We start from the raw sequence: 21,100 nt of genomic DNA, 5'->3' as shown, positions 1-21,100 counted from the left end.
TATCTCGATCTGGAGACAAACACAGCTCAAATGTGGGAGGGGGCTTGCCCCCGATGGCGGTGTATCAGGTCTATGTGCTCAGCCTGACACACTGCTATCGGGGGCAAGCCCCCTCCCACATTGGATTGTCTTTATATTGAGATCACTGTCTCTTTAGGGAGACTGAGTTAGGCCAAGGGCGATCATTTTCTTGTACAGCGTCGACCGCCCCAGCCCCAGCCGCTTGGCAGCCTCCACCACATTCCCCGCGCACGCCTGCAAGGCCTCACCGATCAACTGTCGATCGAACCGCGCCCGCGCCGCCGCAAACGTCTCACCCTCAACCGTGGCCACCGCACCGCGTGCCACCGGGCTGAACGTACCGATCGCCGCACGAATCTCCCCGGCACTCAACACCAGGTCATCACTCAACAACGCCGCCCGCTCGAGCACATTGCGCAGCTCGCGGATATTGCCCGGCCAGGCGTGCCGGGCCAACAGTGTCAGCGCTTCAGGGCTTAACTCGTGGCGGCTGCGCAGTTCTTCCAGAATCGCCTCGCTCAGCGCGGGGATGTCCTCCAGCCGTTCACGCAACGGCGGTACCTGGATCGGCAGGACATTGAGGCGGTAATACAGGTCTGCACGGAATTCGCCACGCTTGATCGCCGCCTCCAGGTCCATGGAGGTGGCGGCAATCACCCGCACATCGCTGTGCAGCATCTCATTGGAACCCACCGGCTCGAATTCCTTTTCCTGCAGCACCCGCAATAACTTGCTTTGCAGGGGCATCGGCATATCGCCGATTTCATCCAGAAACAGCGTGCCACCCTGGGCGATCTGGAACTTGCCCGGCCGGCCCTTGCGGTCGGCGCCGGTGAACGCGCCCGGTGCGGTGCCGAAAAATTCAGCCTCAAGCAGATCGTGGGGAATCGCCGCGCTGTTGATGCTGACGAACGCTTTATGGGCGCGAGGCGACGCACCATGGATGGCCTGGGCGAGCAGTTCCTTGCCGGTGCCGGTTTCGCCCAGCAGCAGCACCGGCGACTCGGCGCTCGCACTGCGCCGCGCGCGGCGCTTGACGTCAAGGCTGGCGGCGCTGGTGCCGATAAAGTGCGCGAAGTTGTATTTGCTTTGCCGCGAGCGCAACAGCGAACGGGTGGACGCCAGCTCCTGCTGCAGGCTCAGGTAGCGCTCGATCAGCGGCGACAGGTTGCGCAGCTCATCGAACAACGCAAACCCGATCGCACCGATCACCGCGCCGGCTTCGTCGTGGATCGGCAGGCGCATCACCACCAGCGGGCCCTTGGGTGTGTCCTGGATATCCAGCAGGATCGGCCGGTCATTGCGCACCACCTGGCGCAGCAGGCTATTGGAGATCACCTGCTCGCAGGGTTGGCCGATGGCCTGTTCGGCGCTCTGCAGGCCGAAACGCCTGGCGTAGCGTTCGTTCATCCAGACGATATTCGCGTCGCGATCGACAATCACCGTGCCTTCGCTGGACTGCTCGATGATCTCGAACAGCGACTGGATGGCCAGGCCACGAACCTGTTGGTAATCCTTGAGGCTGGTACTCATGGGTACAAATCCTGTTAATGATCGTTCCCACGCTCTGCGTGGGAATGCCTCCCGTGACGCTCCGCGTCACATGGCACAAGGCGTGGGGACTTGCGTGCCTGGCGGGACGCGGAGCGTCCTTGGCTGTGTTACCACGCAGAGCGTGGGAACAATCTCACAACGGGATGTGCGCGGCCGCCAGCAATTCTTTTGTATACGGGTGCTGCGGCGACTCAAATACATCATGACTGGCACCGCGCTCCACCACCTTGCCGTCCTTGACCACGATCATATCGTGGGCCATTGCACGCACCACCGCCAGGTCATGGCTGATGAACAGGTAAGTCAGGCCGTATTTCTCCTGCAGTTCGCGCAGCAAGGCCACCACTTGTTTTTGCACCGTACGGTCCAGCGCCGAGGTGGGTTCATCCAGCAGCATCAGCGCGGGCCTGAGCACCAGCGCACGCGCAATGGCGATACGTTGCCGCTGGCCGCCGGAAAACTCATGGGGGTAGCGATGGCGGCTGGCGGGGTCCAGGCCTACATCCTTGAGTACCTGGATCACCTGCGCTTCGCGCGCGTCGAGGCTGCACGGGGCATGCACTTCCAGGCCTTCGCTGATGATCTGCTGTACCGACATGCGTGGGCTGAGGCTGCCATAGGGGTCCTGGAAGACCACCTGCATCTGCTTGCGCCACGGCCGCATCTGCTGATGGTTGAGCGGGTCGAGGGCCTGGCCCTGGAAGCGGATGCTGCCGCTGGAGTCCAGCAAGCGCAGAATCGCCTGGCCGAGGGTGGACTTGCCCGAGCCGGACTCGCCGACAATCCCCAGGGTCTTGCCCCGTTGCACGCTCAGGCTGATGCCGTCCACCGCGCACAGGTAGGTCTTGGGCCGAAACAACCCGCCGCCGAGGCGAAACTGCACGGTCAGGTCATCGACCTGCAAGACCGTCTCGCGCTCCTCACCGCACAGCGCATCGCCCGAAGGTTCGGCGTCCAGCAGCAGGCGGCTGTAAGGATGTTGAGGCGACGTGAACAGCGTCTGGCAATCGGCCTGCTCGACGATCTCCCCGGCGCGCATCACGCACACCCGCTGGGCAATGCTGCGCACCAGGTTGAGGTCATGGCTGATCAGCAGCAGTGACATGCCCAGGCGTTGCTGCAGGGACTTGAGCAACAGCAGGATCTTGCGCTGCACGGTCACGTCCAGCGCGGTGGTGGGTTCGTCGGCAATCAGCAGTTCCGGCTCGCAGGCCAGGGCCATGGCGATCATCACCCGCTGGCGCTGGCCACCGGAGAGTTGATGGGGATAGGCCTTCAGCCGCTCCCGGGGTTTCTGGATGCCCACCAGCTCGAGCAGCTCGAGGATGCGCGCCTGCGCCGCCTTGCCGCCCAGGCCCTTGTGCAGCAGCAGGGTCTCGCCGATCTGCTTTTCGACCGTGTGCAGCGGGTTCAGCGAGGTCATCGGCTCCTGGAAGATCATGGCAATGCGGTTGCCGCGCAGCTTTTGCAGGGCCGCAGGTGACGCGCCCATCAACTCCTGGCCGCGGTACTTCACCGAGCCTGTACTGTGCGCGCCGGCTTCGGGCAGCAATTGCAGGATCGAATGGGCGGTCACGGATTTGCCCGAGCCCGACTCGCCCACCAACGCCAGGCATTCGCCTGGGCGTACGTCCAGGCTCACCTTGCGCACCACGGTCTGGTCGCCGAACGCCACGCTCAGGTCACGGATTTCAATCAGGTTCATACGCGATCACTCATGAGCGAGGGTCGAAGGCATCACGCAACGCCTCGCCGATAAATACCAGCAGCGACAGGATCAGCGCCAGGGTGAAAAATGCCGTCAGGCCCAGCCACGGCGCTTGCAGGTTCTGCTTGCCCTGGGCAATCAACTCACCCAGCGAAGCACTGCCGGCCGGCATGCCGAAGCCGAGGAAGTCCAGGGCGCTCAAGGTCGAAATCGCCCCGGTCAGGATGAACGGCAGGTAGCTCAAGGTCGCGGTCATGGCATTGGGCAGGATATGCCGGGCGATGATCTTGCCGTCGCCCAGGCCCAGGGCGCGTGCGGCCTTGACGTATTCCAGGTTGCGCCCGCGCAGGAACTCGGCGCGCACCACGTCCACCAGGGCCAGCCAGGAAAACAGCGCCATGATCCCCAGCAGCCACCAGAAATTCGGCTCGACGAACCCCGACAGGATAATCAGCAGGTACAGCACCGGCAGGCCCGACCACACTTCCAGGATGCGTTGGCCGAGCAAGTCCACCCAGCCGCCGTAGTAACCCTGCAACGCGCCGGCGGCGATGCCGATGGCTGCGCTGATCGCGGTCAACGCCAGGGCAAACAGGATCGACACGCGCGCGCCGAAGATGACTCGCGCCAGCACATCCCGCGACTGGTCATCGGTGCCCAGCCAGTTCACCGTCGACGGCGGGCTGGGGGCAGGGCGGGTCAATTCGTAGTTGGGGGTGTCGTCGCTGAAGGGGATGGGGGGAAACAGCATCCAGCCGCCGTCCTGCTTTATAAGCTTTTGCACGTAGTCACTGCGGTAGTCGGCCTGGAACGGCAATTGGCCGCCGAACTGCTGCTCGGTGTAGCGCTTGAACACGGGAAAATACAGCTCGTTCTTGAAGCTGAGCACCAGGGGCTTGTCATTGGCGATCAACTCGCCGCCCAGCGTCAGAATGAACAGGCCGATAAATAGCCACAGCGACCACCAGCCGCGACGGTTCCTCTTGAATCGCTCGAAACGCCGGCGCGCCACGGGAGACAGATTGAGCATCAGGCGTTCCTCGCGGCAAAGTCGATACGCGGGTCCACCAGGGTGTAGCAGAGGTCGCCGATGAGTTTTATCAAGAGGCCGAACAGGGTAAAGATAAACAGCGAACCAAACACCACCGGGTAATCCCGCGACACCGCTGCCTCATAGCTCATGCGGCCCAGGCCATCGAGGGAAAAGATCACCTCGATCAGCAGCGAACCGGCGAAGAACACGCTGATGAACGCTTGGGGAATCCCGGAAATCACCAGCAGCATCGCGTTGCGAAACACATGGCCGTAGAGCACGCGACGTTCGCTCAAACCCTTGGCGCGCGCGGTCACCACGTACTGCCGGGTGATTTCGTTGAGGAACGAGTTCTTGGTGAGGATGGTCAGGGTGGCGAACCCGCCGATCACCAGCGCCGTGACCGGCAATACCAGGTGCCAGAAATAGTCGGCGATCTTGCCCACGGTGCTCAGTTCTTCGAAATTCTCCGACACCAGGCCGCGCACCGGGAACCAGTTCAGCGAAGTGCCACCGGCAAACACCACGATCAGGAACATCGCGAACAGGAACGCCGGCATGGCATAGCCGATCACGATGGCGGTGCTGCTCCATACATCAAAGCTGCTGCCATGGCGCACCGCCTTGCGTATCCCCAGGGGAATAGATACCAGGTAAGTAATCAAGGTGGCCCACAAACCGAGGGAAATGGTCACAGGCATCTTTTCCAGGATCAGGTCGATCACCGTTGCGCCGCGAAAGAAGCTGTTGCCGAAGTCCAGTCGGGCGTAGCTCCTGAGCATCAGCCACAGGCGTTCCGGCGCAGGCTTGTCGAAGCCGTACTGCTTTTCGATGTCCTTGATCAGTTTCGGGTCCAGGCCGCGGCTGGCTCGCGAGCCGCTGATGCTTTCCCCGGCAGCGCCTGCGACACCGCCCCCGCCGATGCCTTGCAGGTGGGCAATGGCTTGTTCGACCGGCCCGCCCGGCGCGGCCTGCACGATCACGAAATTCACCAGCAGGATAATCACCAGGGTCGGGATGATCAGCAGCAGGCGCCGCACGATATAGGCAAACATCAGCGCGCACCTCCGCGTTTTTTCAGTTCAGCGTTCATTTGCTCGTTGGTCAGCGGCGTGGGGCTGATTTCCCACCAGGTTTCCAGGGCTTCGTCGTTCTTCGCCTCGATGGCCGGGCGGCCGAAGCGGTTCCACCACGCGGCAGAGGTGCCCGGCGGGTAGTAATTGGGGATCCACAGGTAATTCCATTGCAGCACCCGGTCCAGCGCATGGGCGTAGGTGAGCATCTGCGCCTGGGTGTCGGCCTTGACCAGGCCCTTGACCAGGCTGTCGACGGCCGGGTCCTGGAGGACCATGTAGTTATTCGCGCCGGGGTCAAAGGCGGCGGTCGAGCCGAAGTAGTTGTACAGCTCCATGCCGGGCGACGTGGTGACGGGGAAGCCGGCGACGATCATGTCGTAGTCCCGGGACATGATCCGGTTCACGTACTGCGAAGAATCGATACGACGGATATTCAAGGTAATACCGATCTGCGCCAGGTTACGCTTGTAAGGGAGCAGCAGACGTTCGAGGCCGTTCTGTGTGTTGAGGAACGTGAACTCCAGCGGCTCGCCCTCGGCATTCACCAGTTTATCACCGTCCGGTTTCCAGCCGGCTTCCTCCAATAGCGCCAGGGCTTGCAGCTGTTTGTCGCGGATCATGCCGCTGCCGTCGGTGACCGGGGCCTTGAACACCTGGGTGAACACCTCGTCGGGCACCTGGCCGCGCAAGGGTTCAAGAATCGCCAGTTCCTCCTTGGTCGGCGGTTGACTGGCCGCCAGCGGGCTATTGGAGAAAAAACTCTGCTGGCGGATATACATAGTGCGCATCATCTGCCGGTTGGCCCATTCGAAGTCCCACAGCATCGCCAGCGCCTGGCGTACGCGGCGATCCTTGAACATCGGTTTTTGCACGTTGAACACATAACCTTGGGCCGGTTGCGGCATCTCCTTGGCCAAGTGCGCGCGCTGCAGGCGACCATCGTCCAGGGCCGGACCGTTGTAGCCGATGGAATAACCGGTGGCGGAAAATTCGCGGTTGAAATCGTAGGCGCCGCCGCGCAAGACCTGGCGCGCCACTTCGGTGTCGCCGAAATACTCCAGGCTCAGGTGATCGAAGTTGTACAGGCCACGGCTGACGGGCAAGTCCTTGCCCCACCAATTCGGGTCGCGGGTAAACGTGATGGTGCTGCCGGAGTCGATCTTGCTGACGGTGTAGGGGCCGCTGCCCAATGGCGCTTCATAACCGCCGCCGTTGGCGAAGTCGCGGGTCTTCCACCAATGCTCCGGGAAGACCGGCAGGGTGGCGATATCCAGGGGCAGGGTGCGGTTTTCATTGCTGGAAAAATCGAAGCGGACCTGGCGCTCACCTTCGACTTCGACGTGCTTGACGTCGGCGAACAACGTGCGAAAACGCAGGCTGCCTTGGGTCATCAGCAAGTCGAAGCTGTAGCGCACATCTTCGGCGGTGATCGGTTTGCCGTCGGCAAAGCGTGCCTTGGGGTTGAGGAAAAAACGCAGCGACAGACCGTCATCGGCGCGCTCCATTTTCTCGGCAACCAGGCCGTAGACGGTGTAGGGCTCGTCCAGGGAGCGCTGGGCCAGTGGTGAGTACAGCCAGCCGTCAACCTGGGAAACGCCGATGCCTTTGTCGATATACGGCAACACATGGTCGAAGCGCCCGATCTCGATGGCCGAGCGGCGCAGGGTCCCGCCCTTGGGCGCATCCGGGTTGGTATAGTCGAAATGGCTGAAGCCGTCGGGGTATTTGGCCGGCTCGCCGTACACCGTGAGGGACGTTTGTGGCGCCGCGATCACGGCGGTGCCTGTCATGAACAGGACCAGGGTGATGCTGAACAGTTTTGGAAAAGCCAGTCGCATTATCAGCCTTGAGCGCGGATGAACATGAAAGGGAGAGCGGTACGTTAACGGCTTAAGCGTCGTCAGTCATCACATGCACAACGGCCCACCAAATGGCGGGCCGTTGTTTACAGCATCAGCACGGACCGATCAGTCCTGGCGGCTGGTGACTTCCAGCAGGTGATAACCGAACTGGGTTTTCACCGGGCCTTGTACGGTATTGACCGGGGCGCTGAAGACGACGCTGTCGAATTCCTTGACCATCTGGCCTGGGCCGAACGAACCCAGGTCACCGCCTTGACGGCTGGACGGGCAGCTGGAGTTGGCTTTGGCGACTTCGGCGAAATCAGCGCCGCCTTCGATCTGGGCCTTGAGTTCGTTGCACTTGTCTTCAGTGGAAACGAGGATGTGGCGGGCGGTGGCTTTGGCCATGGAAAATAACTCCTTAAGTGAAAAACGGTGAGCCTACCGGATTCAGGCGGTTATTTCCCGGCAAAGTTCCACCGGCGTGCCTGAGCGGCTGAAGAACGGCCTGGCCTGCGGGTTTCAGGCCAAAACGATGTAGTCGTTCTGCTGGACGATGGGGGCGTGCGGGCCCTTGACCAGATGGATGTAGCGGCCGTCCACCAGGTCGATGGGCAGACAATCGTCGATATCCATGACCGCGTCGGTGTGGGCCTGGGACCAGTGGCGCAACAGGTGCTGCTTGCCCTTGCTCATGGCTTCGCGTTTGTCGCGCGCGACCAGCAACAGGTAGTGATGGGCCTCGCCAAAACTGTTGGCCTCATAGCCGCCGAGGTTGATGAAATACAAGTGCGGCGCATCACCGTGCGGCGCCAGTTGGCTGAATTGGACCTGCCAGCCGTCGACACCCTCGACCGCCATCCACGAATCGATATGCACGCCCTTGGGGCTGCCAAACCAGGCGTCGCGCAATTGCGGGTAGGTGGCCTGCAGGGTATCCGCCACGGCAAACGCCACATCGTGTACTTCGATCCGGGCCCTGGGGTGCTTGCCCCCGAGCATGACAACAAACAGCATTGCGAGTGATTCCTGGCGATTGATCAAAGGCCAACCATACTGCGATTGAACCCTTTTGTCCGGTCAATGCCACACTGTTAATTCGCCAACTCATCAGGAGGTTGTCATGCGTACTATCGATCTGGCCGGCGTTCCCGTCCCTGTCATTGGCCAGGGCACCTGGCGCATGGGTGAAGACCCGGACCGGCACCGCGCCGAAGTGGGCGCCTTGCAACTGGGCATCGACGAGGGCCTGACCCTGATCGATACCGCTGAAATGTATGGCGAAGGCGGTGCGGAAAAGGTGGTCGGCGAGGCCATCCAGGGCAGGCGCGACCAGGTATTTTTGGTGAGCAAAGTCTATCCGCACAATGCCAGCCGCACCGGCGTGCCCCGTGCGTGCGAAGCGAGCCTTCAGCGCCTGGGCACCGACTACATCGATCTGTACCTGCTGCACTGGCGCGGCCAATACCCTCTTGAAGAAACCGTCGAGGCGTTCGAGCGTTTGCGCGAAGCGGGCAAGATCGGCCGTTGGGGTGTTTCCAATTTTGATGTGGCAGACCTGCAGGAACTGGCATCCCCCGTGTGTGCAACCAACCAGGTGCTCTACAACATTGAAGAGCGTGGTATTGAATTCGACCTGCTGCCGTGGTGGCAACAGCACCATTTGCCACTGATGGCTTACTGTCCTGTTGCCCAGGGCGGTGCGCTGTTGGCCAGCCAGACGCTCAAGGAGATTGCCCGTCGTCATGAGGCCACTCCCGCGCAAGTCGCTCTCGCCTGGGTCTTGCGTCAAGACGGCGTAATCGCCATCCCCAAGGCGGTCACTCCCGAACACATACGGCAGAACGCCGCCGCTGTGAAGCTGGTGTTGGACGAGCATGACCTGGACGCGATTGATCGCGTGTTCGGCGCGCCCAAGCGCAAGCATCCGCTGGCGATGGTGTAGTGCCGGCAGGAACGGTGCCTTCCCTGGACCGTTCCCGCCTACGCCGCGGTTAGCCGGCCACAGGGCTGCGCCAGTCATCCGAGCCGGACGTGCCGGCTACTTCATGGGTCCAGACGATCTTGCGATAGCTGAAATACACGTCCTCCAGGTGGGTGAAATGGGCGTTGTCCGGGTCCTGGCAATTGGGCATGCGCGACTGGATGTCCACAATCGTCGCGCCTTCCAGTTCAACGGTGAAGTAGTGCTCCTGGGTGCCTGCCGAAGAGGTACGAAACCATTCCAGCCGGCACGACACTTCTTCCCCCGAGGTCAGTGCACTGAATAGCAGGGGCGAGGACTTGTCGAAGACCTTGCTCACCATCAGCGGTTTATGCACACGCTGGCCGGTCGGCTGGCCCGATTGCGGATCCCGGGGAATGATCACCTGATGCGCGAACGCCTGCACCAGGATCTGATCTTCATGGCCTTCCTGATAAATGTTTCCTACCGAGTCCTGGGTAAATGTACCTGCGGTGATCAAGCCTTGTTTGACACCGGTGATGGAGAGGTACGCGGGTGTTGGCATGACGGGTTTCCTTGTCTGGTTAAGTAGGTACTCCCGAACAGCAAAGTTGCCGGGCGGGTAAATGCCTATAACAAAAAGCGTGCCTGAAAGTGCGTGCCCCAATGAAATAAAGGCGATGCCGTTGGAAAGATTTAATACGCCAGGGAGTTATGAGTTTTTTAGTAATTAAAGTTGCACACAACTGCGCAGTTAATTGCTCGTGATGATGAGTGAGTCATTAAACGCAGGTGCGGGTAACTGAAGGGTTTTCTCGCTTATTAAGTGCGCAATTCATTGCGCAGGCCTTGATTTCAAGGCGTTGTAGGAAATTCCTTAAGTCCCGCCCTGCGGCTTGCTGGTTGTTTTTAAGGTGGCTAAGGTTTGTTCACTTCGTAGCGTGTTGAACGCGGGGTTAGCGGCACTCTGATCCGTATTTCTCGGTATCTGGTTTGCCTATTCAGCCTTATTAGTTGTGTGCGGCCAAAAAATGGTTCATTCAGAAAAGCTTTGCGCTTATTACCAGGAACTTGCACGAAGCCCTTGTTCGCCGGGGAATTTCGCCGGCAACGACGTGCGTTTTTCGAGTGAGTTTGAAACCGTGGAAACCGAGGTCGCCAAGACACACTCGATACATGGTGCGAGCCTGCCGGATTGGCAGCAGGTCTGCGAGCTCAGTGAGCGCGTGCTGCGTGAGCAATCCAAGGATCTGCGCGTCGCTGTATGGCTCACCTGGGCACTGCACCAGCGTGATTCATTTCCCGGACTGCTGGCCGGTCTCGTCTTGCTGGTTTATCTCTGTGAGCACCACTGGGCACAGGTGTATCCCGCCAAGCCACGCACCCGCGCTGCCGCGTTGGGTTGGCTGGTGGCGCGCCTCGACTCGCTCTTCTCGCACAACCTGTCTCTTGTCGACCAGTTGCCGTTGTTCCGGGCGCTGCATGAACACCTCGTGCGCCTTGATGAGTTGTTGAACGAGCATCTGGGCAGCGACGCCCCGTTGTTGTTGCCGAGCCGGCGTCAACTGGCGGAGCGCCTGGCGCGTGCCACCCAGGGCGGCGAGGAGCCGGCGGGCATCGCGGGTGTCATTGCCCAGGTCAGGCAGGCGAGCACGCAACTGTTCAAGCCTGAATCGCCCATCAACAACGAGAAGGATGCCCACAAAGCGCTGCGCGCCTTACAGGAACAGGCCCGAACGTTATGTAGCTGGTGGTTGCGCCACAATGCCACCGACCTGCGGGCCTTGCGTCTGGGGCGAACCCTGGCCTGGCTGAGCCTCGTCAACTATCCCGATGCCAACAGCGAGGGGGTGACGGCCTTGCGCCCGCTGGCTCCCGACAAGCTTAAGCGTTACCAGGATCGTCTCGGTCATGGCCATCACGCCGAGCTGTTGCTTGAGCTCGAGGCCAGCCTGGCGGGCGCATTGTTCTGGTTTGATGGCCTGCGCATGGTCTGGGAATGCCTTGAAGCCTTGCACGCAAACCAGGCAATGACTGAGCTGGAAATGAGCTTCGCGCTGTTATTGCAACGTTTGCCGAACCTGCCTGAATTGCGCTTCGACGACGGTACGCCGTTTGCGGCCCCCGCGACTGGTGAATGGATCACGCTCCACGTGATTCGCCACCTGCACAAACCCGAGCCTTTCACGGCTGTCGCCGATGTCGGCAGCGAACCCTGGGAAGCCGCCTTGCAGGCGGCCATGCCGAGCCTGCGCCAGGAAGGGCTCAAGACTGCAGTGGGCGTGCTCAAGCAAGGTTTGCAGAGCGCATGCAGTGAACGCGCGCGCTTTCATTGGCGACTGGCGCTGGCCAGGTTGTGCATACGGGCGGGCAAGCCTGACCTGGGCAGGATTCAACTGGAACAGCTGGACCTCGAATTACAGCGCGCGGGCCTGGACCGCTGGGAGCCGGAACTGGCCCTGCACGTCGGCAGGCTTTTGTACCGCTGCTATGACCTGTTGCCGCAAAGCCACGCCGTGCGCGAAAGCAGGGAGGCGACGCACCGCCGGCTGTGCCATTTCGATCTGGAAACGGTACTCGAATAAAAATCATCAAAAGGAGTAACACCATGGCCAAAGACGGTTCGGTAGCACCCAAGGAACGTATCAATATCACCTTCAAACCCGCCGTTGGTGGTGCGCAGGAGGAAGTCGAGCTGCCCTTGAAACTGCTGGCGCTGGGGGATTTTTCACAACGCGAGGACCCACGCAAGCTTGAAGACCGCAAGCCTATCGGCATCGACAGGAACAGCTTCGACGAGGTGTTGGCCAAACAGGCCCTGAACTTGACATTGAGCGTGCCCAATCGCCTGCAGGAAGACGCTGACGTCGACGATCTGGCGATCCAGGTGCGGATCAACTCGATGAAGGATTTCAACCCCGCCAACCTGGTCGAGCAAGTACCTCAGCTGCAAAAGCTGATGGTGCTGCGAGAGGCATTGGTGGCGCTCAAGGGGCCGCTGGGCAACACCCCGAGCTTTCGCAAAGCCATTGAGCAGGCACTGGCCGATGACGACTCCCGTGCTCGGGTACTGGCCGAGTTGGGGCTGAGCAACGCTGATGCCGAACCTATTCAGTAAAAGGACACTGACACCATGACAACTCCCCAGCATGACCCGCAGCCCCTGCCAAAAGCCGCCGACGAGTGCAGCATTCTCGACAACATCATTGCCCAGACGCTACTGAGTGCCGATGACGAGGCGTACAGCATTGCCAAGCGCGGTGTGTCGGCGTTTATCGAGGAACTGGTCAAGCCCCACAACCGCGAAGAACCAGTCAAGAAACGGCTGGTCGATCGGATGATCGCCGAGATCGATGCCAAGCTCAGCCGGCAGATGGACGAGATTCTGCACCATCCGGATTTCCAGGCCCTGGAGGCGGCCTGGCGCGGGCTGCAACTGCTGGTCGAGCGCACCAACTTTCGTGAGAACATCAAGATAGAGCTGCTGAATGTCTCGCGGCAGGACCTGCTGGACGATTTCGAGGATTCCCCGGAAGTTACCCAGTCGGGGCTCTACAAGCACATCTACAGTGCGGAATACGGCCAGTTTGGCGGGCAGCCGGTAGGGGCGATCATCGCCAACTACTTCCTGTCGCCCAGCGCGCCTGATGTAAAGCTCATGCAATACGTGGCTGCTGTTGCCGGTATGGCTCACGCCCCTTTCATTGCGGCGGCCGGGCCAGGTTTCTTTGGTCTGGAAAGCTTTACCGGCCTGCCTGACCTCAAGGATCTGCGGGATCATTTCGAAGGCCCTCAGTTTGCCAAGTGGCAGAGTTTTCGCCAGAGCGAAGATGCGCGCTACATCGGCCTCACGGTCCCGCGCTTTTTGCTGCGCACGCCGTACGACCCCCTCGAATGCCCGGTCAAGACCTTTGCCTACCAGGAGACTGTGGTCAACAGCCATGAACACTACCTGTGGGGCAATACGGCCTACGCCTTCGCTACACGCCTGACCGACAGCTTCGCGCGTTTTCGCTGGTGTCCCAACATCATCGGCCCCCAGAGTGGGGGAGCGGTCGAGGACCTGCCGTTGCATCACTTCCAGAGCATGGGCGAGATTGAAACCAAGATTCCTACCGAGGTACTGGTTTCGGACCGGCGCGAATATGAGTTGGCGCAGGAAGGGTTCATCGCCCTGACCATGCGCAAGGGCAGTGACAACGCGGCCTTCTTTTCCGCCAGCTCCGTGCAGAAACCCAAGACGTTCGGCATCAGCGAGGAGGGCAAGGCAGCCGAACTGAACTACCGGCTGGGTACCCAGTTGCCTTACATGATGGTGGTCAATCGCCTGGCTCACTACCTCAAGGTTCTGCAGCGTGAACAATTGGGCTCGTGGAAGGAACGGACCGACCTGGAGTTGGAACTCAACAAGTGGATTCGCCAGTACGTGGCGGATCAGGAGAATCCCAGTGCGCAAGTGCGCGGGCGGCGTCCACTGCGCGCAGCGCGCATTGTCGTCAGCGATGTCGAGGGGGACCCGGGCTGGTACCGCGTCAGCTTGAGCGTACGCCCGCATTTCAAGTACATGGGGGCGGACTTCACCTTGTCCCTGGTCGGCAAGCTCGATAAAGAATGAGTCGAAGCCAGGGAATGCGCCACTGCAGAAGCCTCTTCGAGCGCCTTGAGCCCGACGCCTGCGCCAGTGTGTGCCGCGTGACGTCCGTCGCGGCGCATTTGACGAAAATGCTCAGCACCCGCGCAGGCAGCGTCCAGACATTGCCGGATTACGGCTTGCCTGATCTCAATGATATGCGGCTCAGCCTGCACGAATCCCTGACGCAGTCGCGGCTGCTGATCGAGCGCTTCATCCAGGCCTACGAACCTCGGCTGGTGAATGTACGCGTCAGGGTGCTGCCCCGCGTGCACGAAACGTTGGCATTGGCATTTGCCATTGACGCCGGACTGCTCATTGACGGTGGCACCCAATCTGTCGTGTTCCATGCGCGCCTGGCGGATGCAGGGCAAGTGGAGGTCTGCGCAGATGGCCTTTAACCGTTATTTTCAAAGCGAGCTCAGTGCCCTGCGGCAACTCGGGCGGCGCTTTTCCGAGCGCAACCCGGCCCTGGCACCGTTTCTCGCCGAGGCCGGTCAGGACCCGGATGTGGAGCGTTTGCTGGAGGGCTTTGCATTCCTGACCGCGCGCCTGCGTCAGAAGCTGGATGACGAGCTGCCTGAGCTGACGCATTCCTTGATGCATCTGTTATGGCCCAACTACATGCGGCCGATGCCTGCTATGAGCATCCTGCAATTTGACCCGTTGAAGTGCGCCGGCCCCAGTATTCGAGTGGCACGGGATACCGCCGTGGAAAGCCTGCCCATCAAAGGCGAACGTTGCCGTTTCAAAACCTGCTATGCCATCGACGTCATGCCGTTGCAACTGCGTAGCCTGGACTATACCTGCCAGGGCGCAGTGGACTGGTTGGACCTGCGCCTGACCATGAGCGCAGCGGGCAATTTCAGTGCGTTGACATTCGATTCGTTGCGCCTGCACCTGGCCGGAGACCGCTCTGTCAGCCAAGGCCTGTACCTGGGCCTGTTGCGCCATCTGCACAGCATTGAGTTGCAACTGTTGGACCAGGACGGTTCGCCGGTCAACGGAATCGATGATCAGCCTGCCACGCTAAGGCTCAGCGCCGGCCAGGTCCGGCCGGTGGGTTTCGCAGAGGAACACGCACTGATTCCCTACCCGCAAAACACCTTTTGCGGTTATCGCCACTTGCAGGAATATTTCACGTTTCCCGAGAAGTACTTGTTTGTCGATATCGAAGGCTTGGCTGCCCTCCATCGGTTTCCCCAGGAGGTGCTCAAGCAGGCGCACGGCATGCTGTTGCGCTTCGAGCTACGCGGCCAGGGCCGTGCGCTTGGGCGGCCCACCCTGGACAACGTGAAGCTGTACTGCACGCCGATCGTCAACCTGTTCAATCACGATGCGATACCCATTCGGCTGGACGGAAAACAGGACGAATACCTCCTGCTGCCCGGGGAATACTCCCCGGCAAATGCCGGTGTGTTTTCGGTTGATCGTGTTACAGGATGGCGCCCCGGTGGCCTGGGACATCAGACGTACGTGCCCTTTGAGTCGTTCGAGCATGACGGCGACCTGCAGACTACGGGCGCGCGCCCCAGCTTCAGCATTCGTCAACGGCCTTCGGTACAGCATGATGGGCTGGCTACCTGGATAAGGTTTGATGGTCGCCGCGAGCAGGGCCCGGAAACCCTGTCAATCGAGCTGACGTGCACCAATGCCGGCCTGCCGCGACAGTTACGGGCCGGTGAAATCAACCAGCCCGGCGAGCACGCCCCGGAGTCGTTGACGTTTGGCAATATCTGCGCGCCGACCGCGAGTTTTGCGCCGCCGCTGGACCAGGACTATCTCTGGAAGCTGATCAGCAACATGTCGCTCAACTATCTGTCGTTGACCGATATCAACGCGCTGAGGGTGATTCTCGAAACCTACGATCTGCCGCGCTATCACGATCGACAGGCGCTGAACATCAGCCGGAAAAAGTTGGGGGCGCTGCGCTCGATCCAGCATGAAGCGGTTGACCGTTTACACCGTGGCCTGCCGATTCGCGGATTGCGGGTGGACCTGACCGTGGACCCTCTGGGGTTTGCCGGCCAGGGCGATCTGTTTGTGTTCGCTTCGGTTCTCAATCAGTTCTTTGCGCTGTACGCCAGCCTCAATTCCTATCACGAGTTGCGAGTTATCAGCACACAAGGAGACGTGTACCTATGGCCGTTCCAGATGGGTCAGCAACCCCTGCTTTGACTCGGCTTTGCCGTGGCATCCGCGAATACACGCTGTTCCAGGCGGTGGTGCAGGTGGTCGCACGCTTGCGCCAAGCCCATCCACGGCTGGATGAGGAGGCGCTGTACGACCTGCTGGAGTTCCAGGCCAATCCGGGCCTGGGGTTTGCGGGGCACGATATTGACCGCGTGGAGTTTTTCATGGACCACGAGACGTTGCGGGCGCGCCTGCGCATCAATGTGCTGGGGTTGTTCGGCGCCGGTTCACCATTGCCCGCGTTTTACGCTGAGCAGGCATTGGCGGAACGCGCGGGTGGTAATCCCACGCGGGATTTCCTCGACATGTTCCACCACCGATTGCACCGCCTGATGTTACCGATCTGGCGCAAGTACCGTTACCCGGCCTGTTTCCAACAGGGCGCCAGTGATGGGTTTTCGCAGCAGATGTTTGCGCTGATCGGCCTCGGCAGCCACGCGCTAAGGGGTGCCTCGCGTCTCGATTGCAAGCGCTTGCTGCCTTACCTCGGGCTTCTGAGCCTGCGAACGCACTCGGCTGCGCTGATCGAGACCGTCCTGCGGTATTACTTCAAACATGCCTCGGTGTTCATCGAACAGTGGGTCGCGCGCACGGTGGACGTTGCGCCGTCGCAGTGCAATGACTTGGGCCGCGCCAACTGTGGGCTTGGCCAGGACCTGGTGCTGGGGCGCCGGATCGCCGACCGCAGCGGCAAGTTCAGGGTGCATATCACCGCGTTGGGTTGGCAGCGCTTTCACGATTTTCTCCCCACGGGAACGGCGTATGCCCCGGCGTGTTCGCTGGTGCGTCTGACCGCGCCGGACGCGCTGCAATTTGACCTGCGCCTGGTGCTGGCGCCCGGCGAAATCCGGGCGCTGCACATCGGCGCTGACAATGTGTGCCGCCTGGGTTGGACCAGTTGGCTGGAGCATGAACGAGCCGAGGGTGCGATCACACTCGCCGGGCATTTTCATTAAGGATCGATGAGCATGATTAATGTGGACCTGCAACAACTGATCCGCACGTTGACGGACCAGACCCGCCGTGACCTGACGCGTGCCGCCGAGCGCTGCATGACGAGAGGCGGCCATGAAGTGTTAGTGGAGGATCTGCTCCTGGCCTTGCTCGAGCATCCCGCCGGGCTGATGGCCAAGGCGTTGTCCGATGCCGGCGTTGCCGTGGGCGAACTGCAGGCGGCCTTGCAGCCCAGGAGTGAGCAGAGTGCTACACGCAACCCGGTATTCGCCCAGGCCTTGGTGCTGTGGTTACAACAGGCGCTGGTCATTGCTCACGCGCAATTGGGTCAACGTTTCGTCGATCACGGCGCGCTGTTGCTGGCACTTTTACAGCACCCGCTGGAACATGCGGGCAGCGGGTATTACGCCGTGCTCAGCCGCCTGGACACAAGCAGGCTGCAGGATTTCCTGAAAAGCCGGCCCTGCGAGAATCAGCCGATTGCCAACGAGTCGCTGTTGCAGCGCTTTACCCAGGACCTCACCCGGCAGGCTCGTGAGGGCCGGATAGACCCCGTGCTGTGTCGTGAGCGTGAAATACGCCAGTTGATCGATATTCTGCTGCGGCGGCGCAAGAACAACCCGATTCTGGTGGGGGAGGCCGGGGTGGGGAAAACGGCGATCGTCGAAGGCCTTGCGTTGCAGATCGTCGCTTTGCAAGTGCCCGAGGCCCTTAAAGCAGTGCGCGTGCTGGTCCTCGATATGGGCCTGCTGCAAGCGGGGGCCGGCCTCAAGGGCGAGTTCGAGCGGCGTCTCAAAGGGGTAATCGATGAAGTGAACGCATCACCGCAGCCGGTGATCCTGTTTATCGACGAAGCCCATACCCTGGTTGGCGCCGGCGGCCAGCCGGGAGGCCTGGACGCGGCCAACCTGCTCAAGCCGGCGCTGGCTCGCGGCGCACTGCGTACGATTGCCGCCACCACCTGGTCGGAGTACAAGCGCTACATCGAAAAGGACCCGGCCCTGGCGCGGCGCTTCCAGCCGGTACTGGTCGAGGAACCCGGTGTCGAGCAGGCGGTAACGATTCTGCGGGGACTGGTGCCTGTCTATGAAGCGAGTCATGGCGTGTATGTGCGTGATGATGCAGTGGTGGCGGCCGCTCGCATGAGCGCACGCTATCTTGCAGGCCGACAGCTGCCGGACAAGGCAGTGGACGTGCTGGACACCGCCTGTGCCAGTGTTCGCGCGCGTCAGGCCATGCCGCCACAGGCATTGCAGGCGGTACGCGCCGAACTGATCGAGGGTCAGCGGCAGGCGCGGGCGCTGGGTCGAGACGCCGAACTCGGTTTGCCGGTGGACACACAGGCCTTGCAGGCGTTGAAGCTGCGCCTGGAAACCCTCGAGCACGAGGGCCTGGCACTTGAGCGGCGCTGGCTTGAGCTGGGTGAGCAACCGTTGGCCAAACCTGAGGTGTGCCCGCGTGGCATAGCGCACGTCATCAGCGCGTGGACCGGTATTCCCACTGAGCAGCTGGCCTTCGAACCCAATGAAAAAGTCCTGGGTTTTGCCGAGGCTTTGCGCGCGCGCGTGCTTGGGCAGGAACACGCCGTCCAGGCCCTGGATCGTGCCTTGCGTGCGGTCGCCGCCGGGATCGACAAGGTCGATGCGCCTGTCGGGGTGTTTCTGCTGGTGGGGCCAAGCGGCGTCGGCAAGACCGAAACGGCGCTGGCGCTGGCCGATCTCCTGTACCGCGGTGAGCAGTTCGTCACCACGATCAATATGTCGGAATACCAGGAGAAGCACGCGCTTTCCCGACTGATCGGCGCGCCACCGGGTTATGTCGGTTATGGCGAGGGCGGGGTATTGACCGAAGCCGTACGCCAGCGCCCCTATTCGGTGGTGCTGCTCGACGAGGTGGAGAAAGCCGATCCGCAGGTTTTGAACCTGTTTTACCAGGTCTTCGACAAAGGCCGTGCCAATGATGGCGAAGGGCGGGAAATCGACTTTCGCAATACCGTGCTGCTGATGACTTCCAACCTGGCAAGCGACTGTATCAACGCGCTCTGCGCAGACGGTCAACGACCTGATCCCCAGGTGCTGCAAGACGCGATTTACCCGGTACTGCGTGCCCACTTCAAGCCCGCCTTGCTCGCCCGCATGCGTGTCGTACCGTATTACCCGATTGGGGAAAAGGTGCTGCACGAGGTGGCCGCACTCAAACTGGCGAGCCTTGGCCAGCGGCTGCAGCAACGCCAACTGGCGTTCACCTGGTCGCCGGGATTGGTTGCGCACATGACCGAGCGTTGCGCTGACGGTGACAGCGGTGCGCGGTACATCGACCAGTGGATCGAGCGGCATTTATTGCCGCAGATGGTGGATGGCCTGCTCGGCGCCATGGCCGCGGACGCACCGCTTGCCTCGGTGCATGCCCGATTGGATGGCAACGGCCAGCCCGTCTGTGAGTTCAGCCAATGACCGAAAAAAGCCTTGAGCAACTGCCTGATCCGCTTGCCCATGCCAGCGCCATGCTCGACTGGTTCACACGAATCGGCCTGGACACTGACGTCGCTTCATTGCCCGGTGTGTGCGTTTCGGCTGCGGCCCACATGAGCGGCTGTGAACTGAGCCAGTTGTACCGGCTCGATGAAGAAACCGGCCGGCTCGATCTGATCGCCCAACACCTGAGCGCGACACCCTCGCTGGTGGTTGCGGCTGCAGCTATCGATCTGCGGCAGGTGCCGTTGCTGCGCGACACCGTGAACCAGGGCGTTGCCGTCCATGTGAATGACGGGCAGGACAGCCCCTACGACACGACTTTCTTGCCAGTGCTCGCGTCACCCTGGCGCGCCCTGTTGAGTGTGCCGCTGTTCAACCGCCTCAATGCAGTCACGGCTGTGCTGCTATGCGCCGCTCAACGCCCGGCGCCGTTACAGGGGTACGCGCACTCGCTGGGCCGGTTCGGCAGCTTCGCCTTGCACCAATTGGCCCTGTTGCGCAGCCTGCGGTGGGTGCCGGCTGTTGCACCGCAAGGGCCCGAGAAGTCGCTGGTCGACACTTATGGCCTGATTGGCGGCAGCACAGCAATGGCGCAGACCTGCCAATTGATCGGCAAGGTGCTGCATACCCCTTATACCGTCCTGCTGCGGGGCGAAACCGGCACCGGCAAGGAAGTGGTGGCTCGGGCCATCCACCTGGCAGGGCCGCGCGCGGCCAAGGCATTTGTGGTGCAGAACTGCGCAGCGTTCCCGGAAGGCTTGCTGGAGAGTGAGCTGTTCGGCTACCGAAAAGGCGCGTTCACCGGTGCCGAGCGCAACTATGCCGGGCTGTTCGACGCCGCGCATGGCGGCACGTTACTGCTGGATGAAATCGGCGACATGCCGCTGTCCCTGCAAGCAAAGCTATTGCGGGTATTGCAGGAAGGCGAGGTTCGCCCATTGGGCGCCAGTGCCGCGCACAAGGTTGATGTGCGCATCATCGCGGCCACCCACCGCGATCTGGCGGCCATGGTCGCTGCAGGCAGCTTTCGCGAAGACCTTTATTACCGGCTTGCCCAGTTCCCCATCCAGTTGCCGGCCTTGCGTGAGCGGGATGGAGATGTGCTGCAACTGGCACGGCATTTCGCCGCCAAAGCGTGCGCAAGCCTGGGGAGGACGCCTGTGCAGTGGTCCAATATCGCCCTTGATCAACTGTCGAGTCATCCCTTTCCCGGCAACGTGCGTGAACTCAAGTGCCTGGTGGAGCGAGCCGTGCTGTTGTGTGACGACAACGTGATTCTGCCGGTGCACCTGTCGCTGCCCCAGGCGGTGGCGAGCGCCGTTGATGATGTAACGCTGCGCCAGCGTATGGAGCGGGTAGAGCGGGTGTTCCTGCTCGATTGCCTGCACAAGAATCGTGGCAACCGAACCCGTACCGCACGGGAACTGGGGGTTGCACGGCGCACGCTGCTGTACCGGCTTGCGCGCTTAAACATTGCCTGCGGCGATGCCGGCGTGCCTATTCACCGAGGAGAAACCTGATGCTTGATCGTCCCCGGCACCTCGTCGTGCTTGTGCTGTGTCTGCTCGGCGGTTGTAACGCCAACTATGTATTCGATGACGCCCAATACCGGCCTTTGGGTGAGCCTCAGGCGGTCATCCGTGGCCGCTGAACAGAGGAGGGAGCCTGACC

At 61.3% G+C, this 21,100-nt stretch carries 18 protein-coding genes; 10 read left to right on the top strand and 8 right to left on the bottom strand.

Annotated features, from left to right (window positions below):
* Nucleotides 1-153: 153 nt before the first annotated feature.
* The 7 genes from BFP93_RS10945 to BFP93_RS10915 all read right to left on the bottom strand — a co-directional run bounded on the left by BFP93_RS10945 (nucleotide 154) and on the right by BFP93_RS10915 (nucleotide 8,250).
* Nucleotides 154-1,554, bottom strand: a complete 1,401-nt coding sequence (locus BFP93_RS10945) for a sigma-54 interaction domain-containing protein (RefSeq protein ID WP_065893089.1) — start codon at nucleotides 1,552-1,554, stop codon at nucleotides 154-156.
* 154 nt (nucleotides 1,555-1,708) lie between these two features.
* Nucleotides 1,709-3,280 carry an ABC transporter ATP-binding protein gene (locus BFP93_RS10940; protein WP_065893088.1) on the bottom strand — a complete coding sequence of 524 codons (1,572 nt, stop codon included), beginning with the start codon at nucleotides 3,278-3,280 and terminating at the stop codon, nucleotides 1,709-1,711.
* Between the two features lie 10 nt (nucleotides 3,281-3,290).
* Nucleotides 3,291-4,313: an ABC transporter permease gene (locus BFP93_RS10935; RefSeq protein WP_065893087.1), complete on the bottom strand. Its 1,023-nt coding sequence runs from the start codon at nucleotides 4,311-4,313 to the stop codon at nucleotides 3,291-3,293.
* Nucleotides 4,313-5,371 carry a microcin C ABC transporter permease YejB gene (locus BFP93_RS10930; protein WP_065893086.1) on the bottom strand — a complete coding sequence of 353 codons (1,059 nt, stop codon included), beginning with the start codon at nucleotides 5,369-5,371 and terminating at the stop codon, nucleotides 4,313-4,315. The genes BFP93_RS10935 and BFP93_RS10930 overlap by 1 nt, the downstream gene beginning before the upstream one ends.
* Nucleotides 5,371-7,230 carry an extracellular solute-binding protein gene (locus tag BFP93_RS10925; RefSeq protein WP_065893085.1) on the bottom strand — a complete coding sequence of 620 codons (1,860 nt, stop codon included), beginning with the start codon at nucleotides 7,228-7,230 and terminating at the stop codon, nucleotides 5,371-5,373. Before BFP93_RS10925 ends, BFP93_RS10930 begins: the two co-directional genes overlap by 1 nt.
* A gap of 129 nt (nucleotides 7,231-7,359) precedes the next feature.
* On the bottom strand, nucleotides 7,360-7,641 hold the full coding sequence (locus BFP93_RS10920; protein ID WP_065887453.1) for a peptidylprolyl isomerase: 282 nt from the start codon (nucleotides 7,639-7,641) through the stop codon (nucleotides 7,360-7,362).
* Between the two features lie 114 nt (nucleotides 7,642-7,755).
* Nucleotides 7,756-8,250 carry a DUF1543 domain-containing protein gene (locus tag BFP93_RS10915; RefSeq protein WP_065887452.1) on the bottom strand — a complete coding sequence of 165 codons (495 nt, stop codon included), beginning with the start codon at nucleotides 8,248-8,250 and terminating at the stop codon, nucleotides 7,756-7,758.
* Between the two features lie 106 nt (nucleotides 8,251-8,356).
* Here BFP93_RS10915 and BFP93_RS10910 point away from each other — a divergent pair, with 106 nt between their 5' ends.
* Nucleotides 8,357-9,178: an aldo/keto reductase gene (locus BFP93_RS10910; protein ID WP_065893084.1), complete on the top strand. Its 822-nt coding sequence runs from the start codon at nucleotides 8,357-8,359 to the stop codon at nucleotides 9,176-9,178.
* 49 nt (nucleotides 9,179-9,227) lie between these two features.
* Here BFP93_RS10910 and BFP93_RS10905 read toward each other — a convergent pair whose 3' ends face one another.
* Nucleotides 9,228-9,743 (bottom strand): Hcp family type VI secretion system effector, encoded by a 516-nt coding sequence (locus BFP93_RS10905; protein ID WP_065893083.1) that lies wholly within the window; start codon nucleotides 9,741-9,743, stop codon nucleotides 9,228-9,230.
* A 466-nt stretch (nucleotides 9,744-10,209) separates the two neighbouring features.
* On the opposite strand from BFP93_RS10905, the gene tssA reads away from it, so the two are divergent.
* Genes tssA through BFP93_RS10860 form a run of 9 tightly spaced genes read left to right on the top strand, consistent with a single transcriptional unit; the run spans nucleotide 10,210 to nucleotide 21,080 of the window.
* Nucleotides 10,210-11,763 (top strand): type VI secretion system protein TssA, encoded by a 1,554-nt coding sequence (gene tssA / locus BFP93_RS10900; RefSeq protein WP_065893082.1) that lies wholly within the window; start codon nucleotides 10,210-10,212, stop codon nucleotides 11,761-11,763.
* A gap of 23 nt (nucleotides 11,764-11,786) precedes the next feature.
* Nucleotides 11,787-12,296, top strand: a complete 510-nt coding sequence (gene tssB, locus BFP93_RS10895) for a type VI secretion system contractile sheath small subunit (protein ID WP_065893081.1) — start codon at nucleotides 11,787-11,789, stop codon at nucleotides 12,294-12,296.
* 15 nt (nucleotides 12,297-12,311) lie between these two features.
* Nucleotides 12,312-13,793 (top strand): type VI secretion system contractile sheath large subunit, encoded by a 1,482-nt coding sequence (gene tssC, locus BFP93_RS10890; protein ID WP_065893080.1) that lies wholly within the window; start codon nucleotides 12,312-12,314, stop codon nucleotides 13,791-13,793.
* Nucleotides 13,794-13,807: 14 nt separating this feature from the next.
* The gene (gene tssE / locus BFP93_RS10885) at nucleotides 13,808-14,209 is read left to right on the top strand and encodes a type VI secretion system baseplate subunit TssE (RefSeq protein ID WP_065893079.1); all 402 of its coding nucleotides are present in this window, start codon (nucleotides 13,808-13,810) and stop codon (nucleotides 14,207-14,209) included.
* Nucleotides 14,199-15,986, top strand: a complete 1,788-nt coding sequence (gene tssF / locus BFP93_RS10880; protein WP_065893078.1) for a type VI secretion system baseplate subunit TssF — start codon at nucleotides 14,199-14,201, stop codon at nucleotides 15,984-15,986. The genes tssE and tssF overlap by 11 nt, the downstream gene beginning before the upstream one ends.
* The gene (tssG, locus tag BFP93_RS10875; RefSeq protein WP_065893077.1) at nucleotides 15,950-16,957 is read left to right on the top strand and encodes a type VI secretion system baseplate subunit TssG; all 1,008 of its coding nucleotides are present in this window, start codon (nucleotides 15,950-15,952) and stop codon (nucleotides 16,955-16,957) included. The genes tssF and tssG overlap by 37 nt, the downstream gene beginning before the upstream one ends.
* Nucleotides 16,958-16,969: 12 nt before the next feature.
* Nucleotides 16,970-19,408, top strand: coding sequence for an AAA family ATPase (locus BFP93_RS10870; RefSeq protein WP_065893076.1), 2,439 nt, complete (start codon nucleotides 16,970-16,972; stop codon nucleotides 19,406-19,408).
* Nucleotides 19,405-20,949: a sigma-54 interaction domain-containing protein gene (locus BFP93_RS10865; protein WP_065893075.1), complete on the top strand. Its 1,545-nt coding sequence runs from the start codon at nucleotides 19,405-19,407 to the stop codon at nucleotides 20,947-20,949. The genes BFP93_RS10870 and BFP93_RS10865 overlap by 4 nt, the downstream gene beginning before the upstream one ends.
* The gene (locus BFP93_RS10860) at nucleotides 20,949-21,080 is read left to right on the top strand and encodes a type VI secretion protein (protein ID WP_065893074.1); all 132 of its coding nucleotides are present in this window, start codon (nucleotides 20,949-20,951) and stop codon (nucleotides 21,078-21,080) included. Before BFP93_RS10865 ends, BFP93_RS10860 begins: the two co-directional genes overlap by 1 nt.
* Nucleotides 21,081-21,100: the final 20 nt, after the last annotated feature.

The sequence above is a fragment of the Pseudomonas sp. 44 R 15 genome (assembly GCF_900004965.1).
In the GTDB taxonomy this organism is placed as follows: Bacteria; Pseudomonadota; Gammaproteobacteria; order Pseudomonadales; family Pseudomonadaceae; genus Aquipseudomonas; species Aquipseudomonas orientalis_A.
Note: the sequence above shows the minus strand (reverse complement) of the source record. Positions and strands in the feature narration are given on the sequence as shown.

Excerpts from the sequence above, each read along its gene's own strand:
- BFP93_RS10920 (WP_065887453.1), bottom strand. The coding sequence starts at position 7,641 with ATGGCCAAAGCCACCGCCCGCCACATCCTCGTTTCCACTGAAGACAAG.
- tssB (WP_065893081.1), top strand. The coding sequence starts at position 11,787 with ATGGCCAAAGACGGTTCGGTAGCACCCAAGGAACGTATCAATATCACC.
- BFP93_RS10940 (WP_065893088.1), bottom strand. The coding sequence starts at position 3,280 with ATGAACCTGATTGAAATCCGTGACCTGAGCGTGGCGTTCGGCGACCAG.
- BFP93_RS10915 (WP_065887452.1), bottom strand. The coding sequence starts at position 8,250 with ATGCTGTTTGTTGTCATGCTCGGGGGCAAGCACCCCAGGGCCCGGATC.
- BFP93_RS10865 (WP_065893075.1), top strand. The coding sequence starts at position 19,405 with ATGACCGAAAAAAGCCTTGAGCAACTGCCTGATCCGCTTGCCCATGCC.
- BFP93_RS10930 (WP_065893086.1), bottom strand. The coding sequence starts at position 5,371 with ATGTTTGCCTATATCGTGCGGCGCCTGCTGCTGATCATCCCGACCCTG.
- BFP93_RS10905 (WP_065893083.1), bottom strand. The coding sequence starts at position 9,743 with ATGCCAACACCCGCGTACCTCTCCATCACCGGTGTCAAACAAGGCTTG.
- tssG (WP_065893077.1), top strand. The coding sequence starts at position 15,950 with ATGGCCGTTCCAGATGGGTCAGCAACCCCTGCTTTGACTCGGCTTTGC.
- BFP93_RS10945 (WP_065893089.1), bottom strand. The coding sequence starts at position 1,554 with ATGAGTACCAGCCTCAAGGATTACCAACAGGTTCGTGGCCTGGCCATC.
- tssF (WP_065893078.1), top strand. The coding sequence starts at position 14,199 with ATGGCCTTTAACCGTTATTTTCAAAGCGAGCTCAGTGCCCTGCGGCAA.
- tssA (WP_065893082.1), top strand. The coding sequence starts at position 10,210 with ATGGTTCATTCAGAAAAGCTTTGCGCTTATTACCAGGAACTTGCACGA.
- BFP93_RS10860 (WP_065893074.1), top strand. The coding sequence starts at position 20,949 with ATGCTTGATCGTCCCCGGCACCTCGTCGTGCTTGTGCTGTGTCTGCTC.
- tssC (WP_065893080.1), top strand. The coding sequence starts at position 12,312 with ATGACAACTCCCCAGCATGACCCGCAGCCCCTGCCAAAAGCCGCCGAC.
- BFP93_RS10935 (WP_065893087.1), bottom strand. The coding sequence starts at position 4,313 with ATGCTCAATCTGTCTCCCGTGGCGCGCCGGCGTTTCGAGCGATTCAAG.
- BFP93_RS10925 (WP_065893085.1), bottom strand. The coding sequence starts at position 7,230 with ATGCGACTGGCTTTTCCAAAACTGTTCAGCATCACCCTGGTCCTGTTC.
- tssE (WP_065893079.1), top strand. The coding sequence starts at position 13,808 with ATGCGCCACTGCAGAAGCCTCTTCGAGCGCCTTGAGCCCGACGCCTGC.
- BFP93_RS10910 (WP_065893084.1), top strand. The coding sequence starts at position 8,357 with ATGCGTACTATCGATCTGGCCGGCGTTCCCGTCCCTGTCATTGGCCAG.
- BFP93_RS10870 (WP_065893076.1), top strand. The coding sequence starts at position 16,970 with ATGATTAATGTGGACCTGCAACAACTGATCCGCACGTTGACGGACCAG.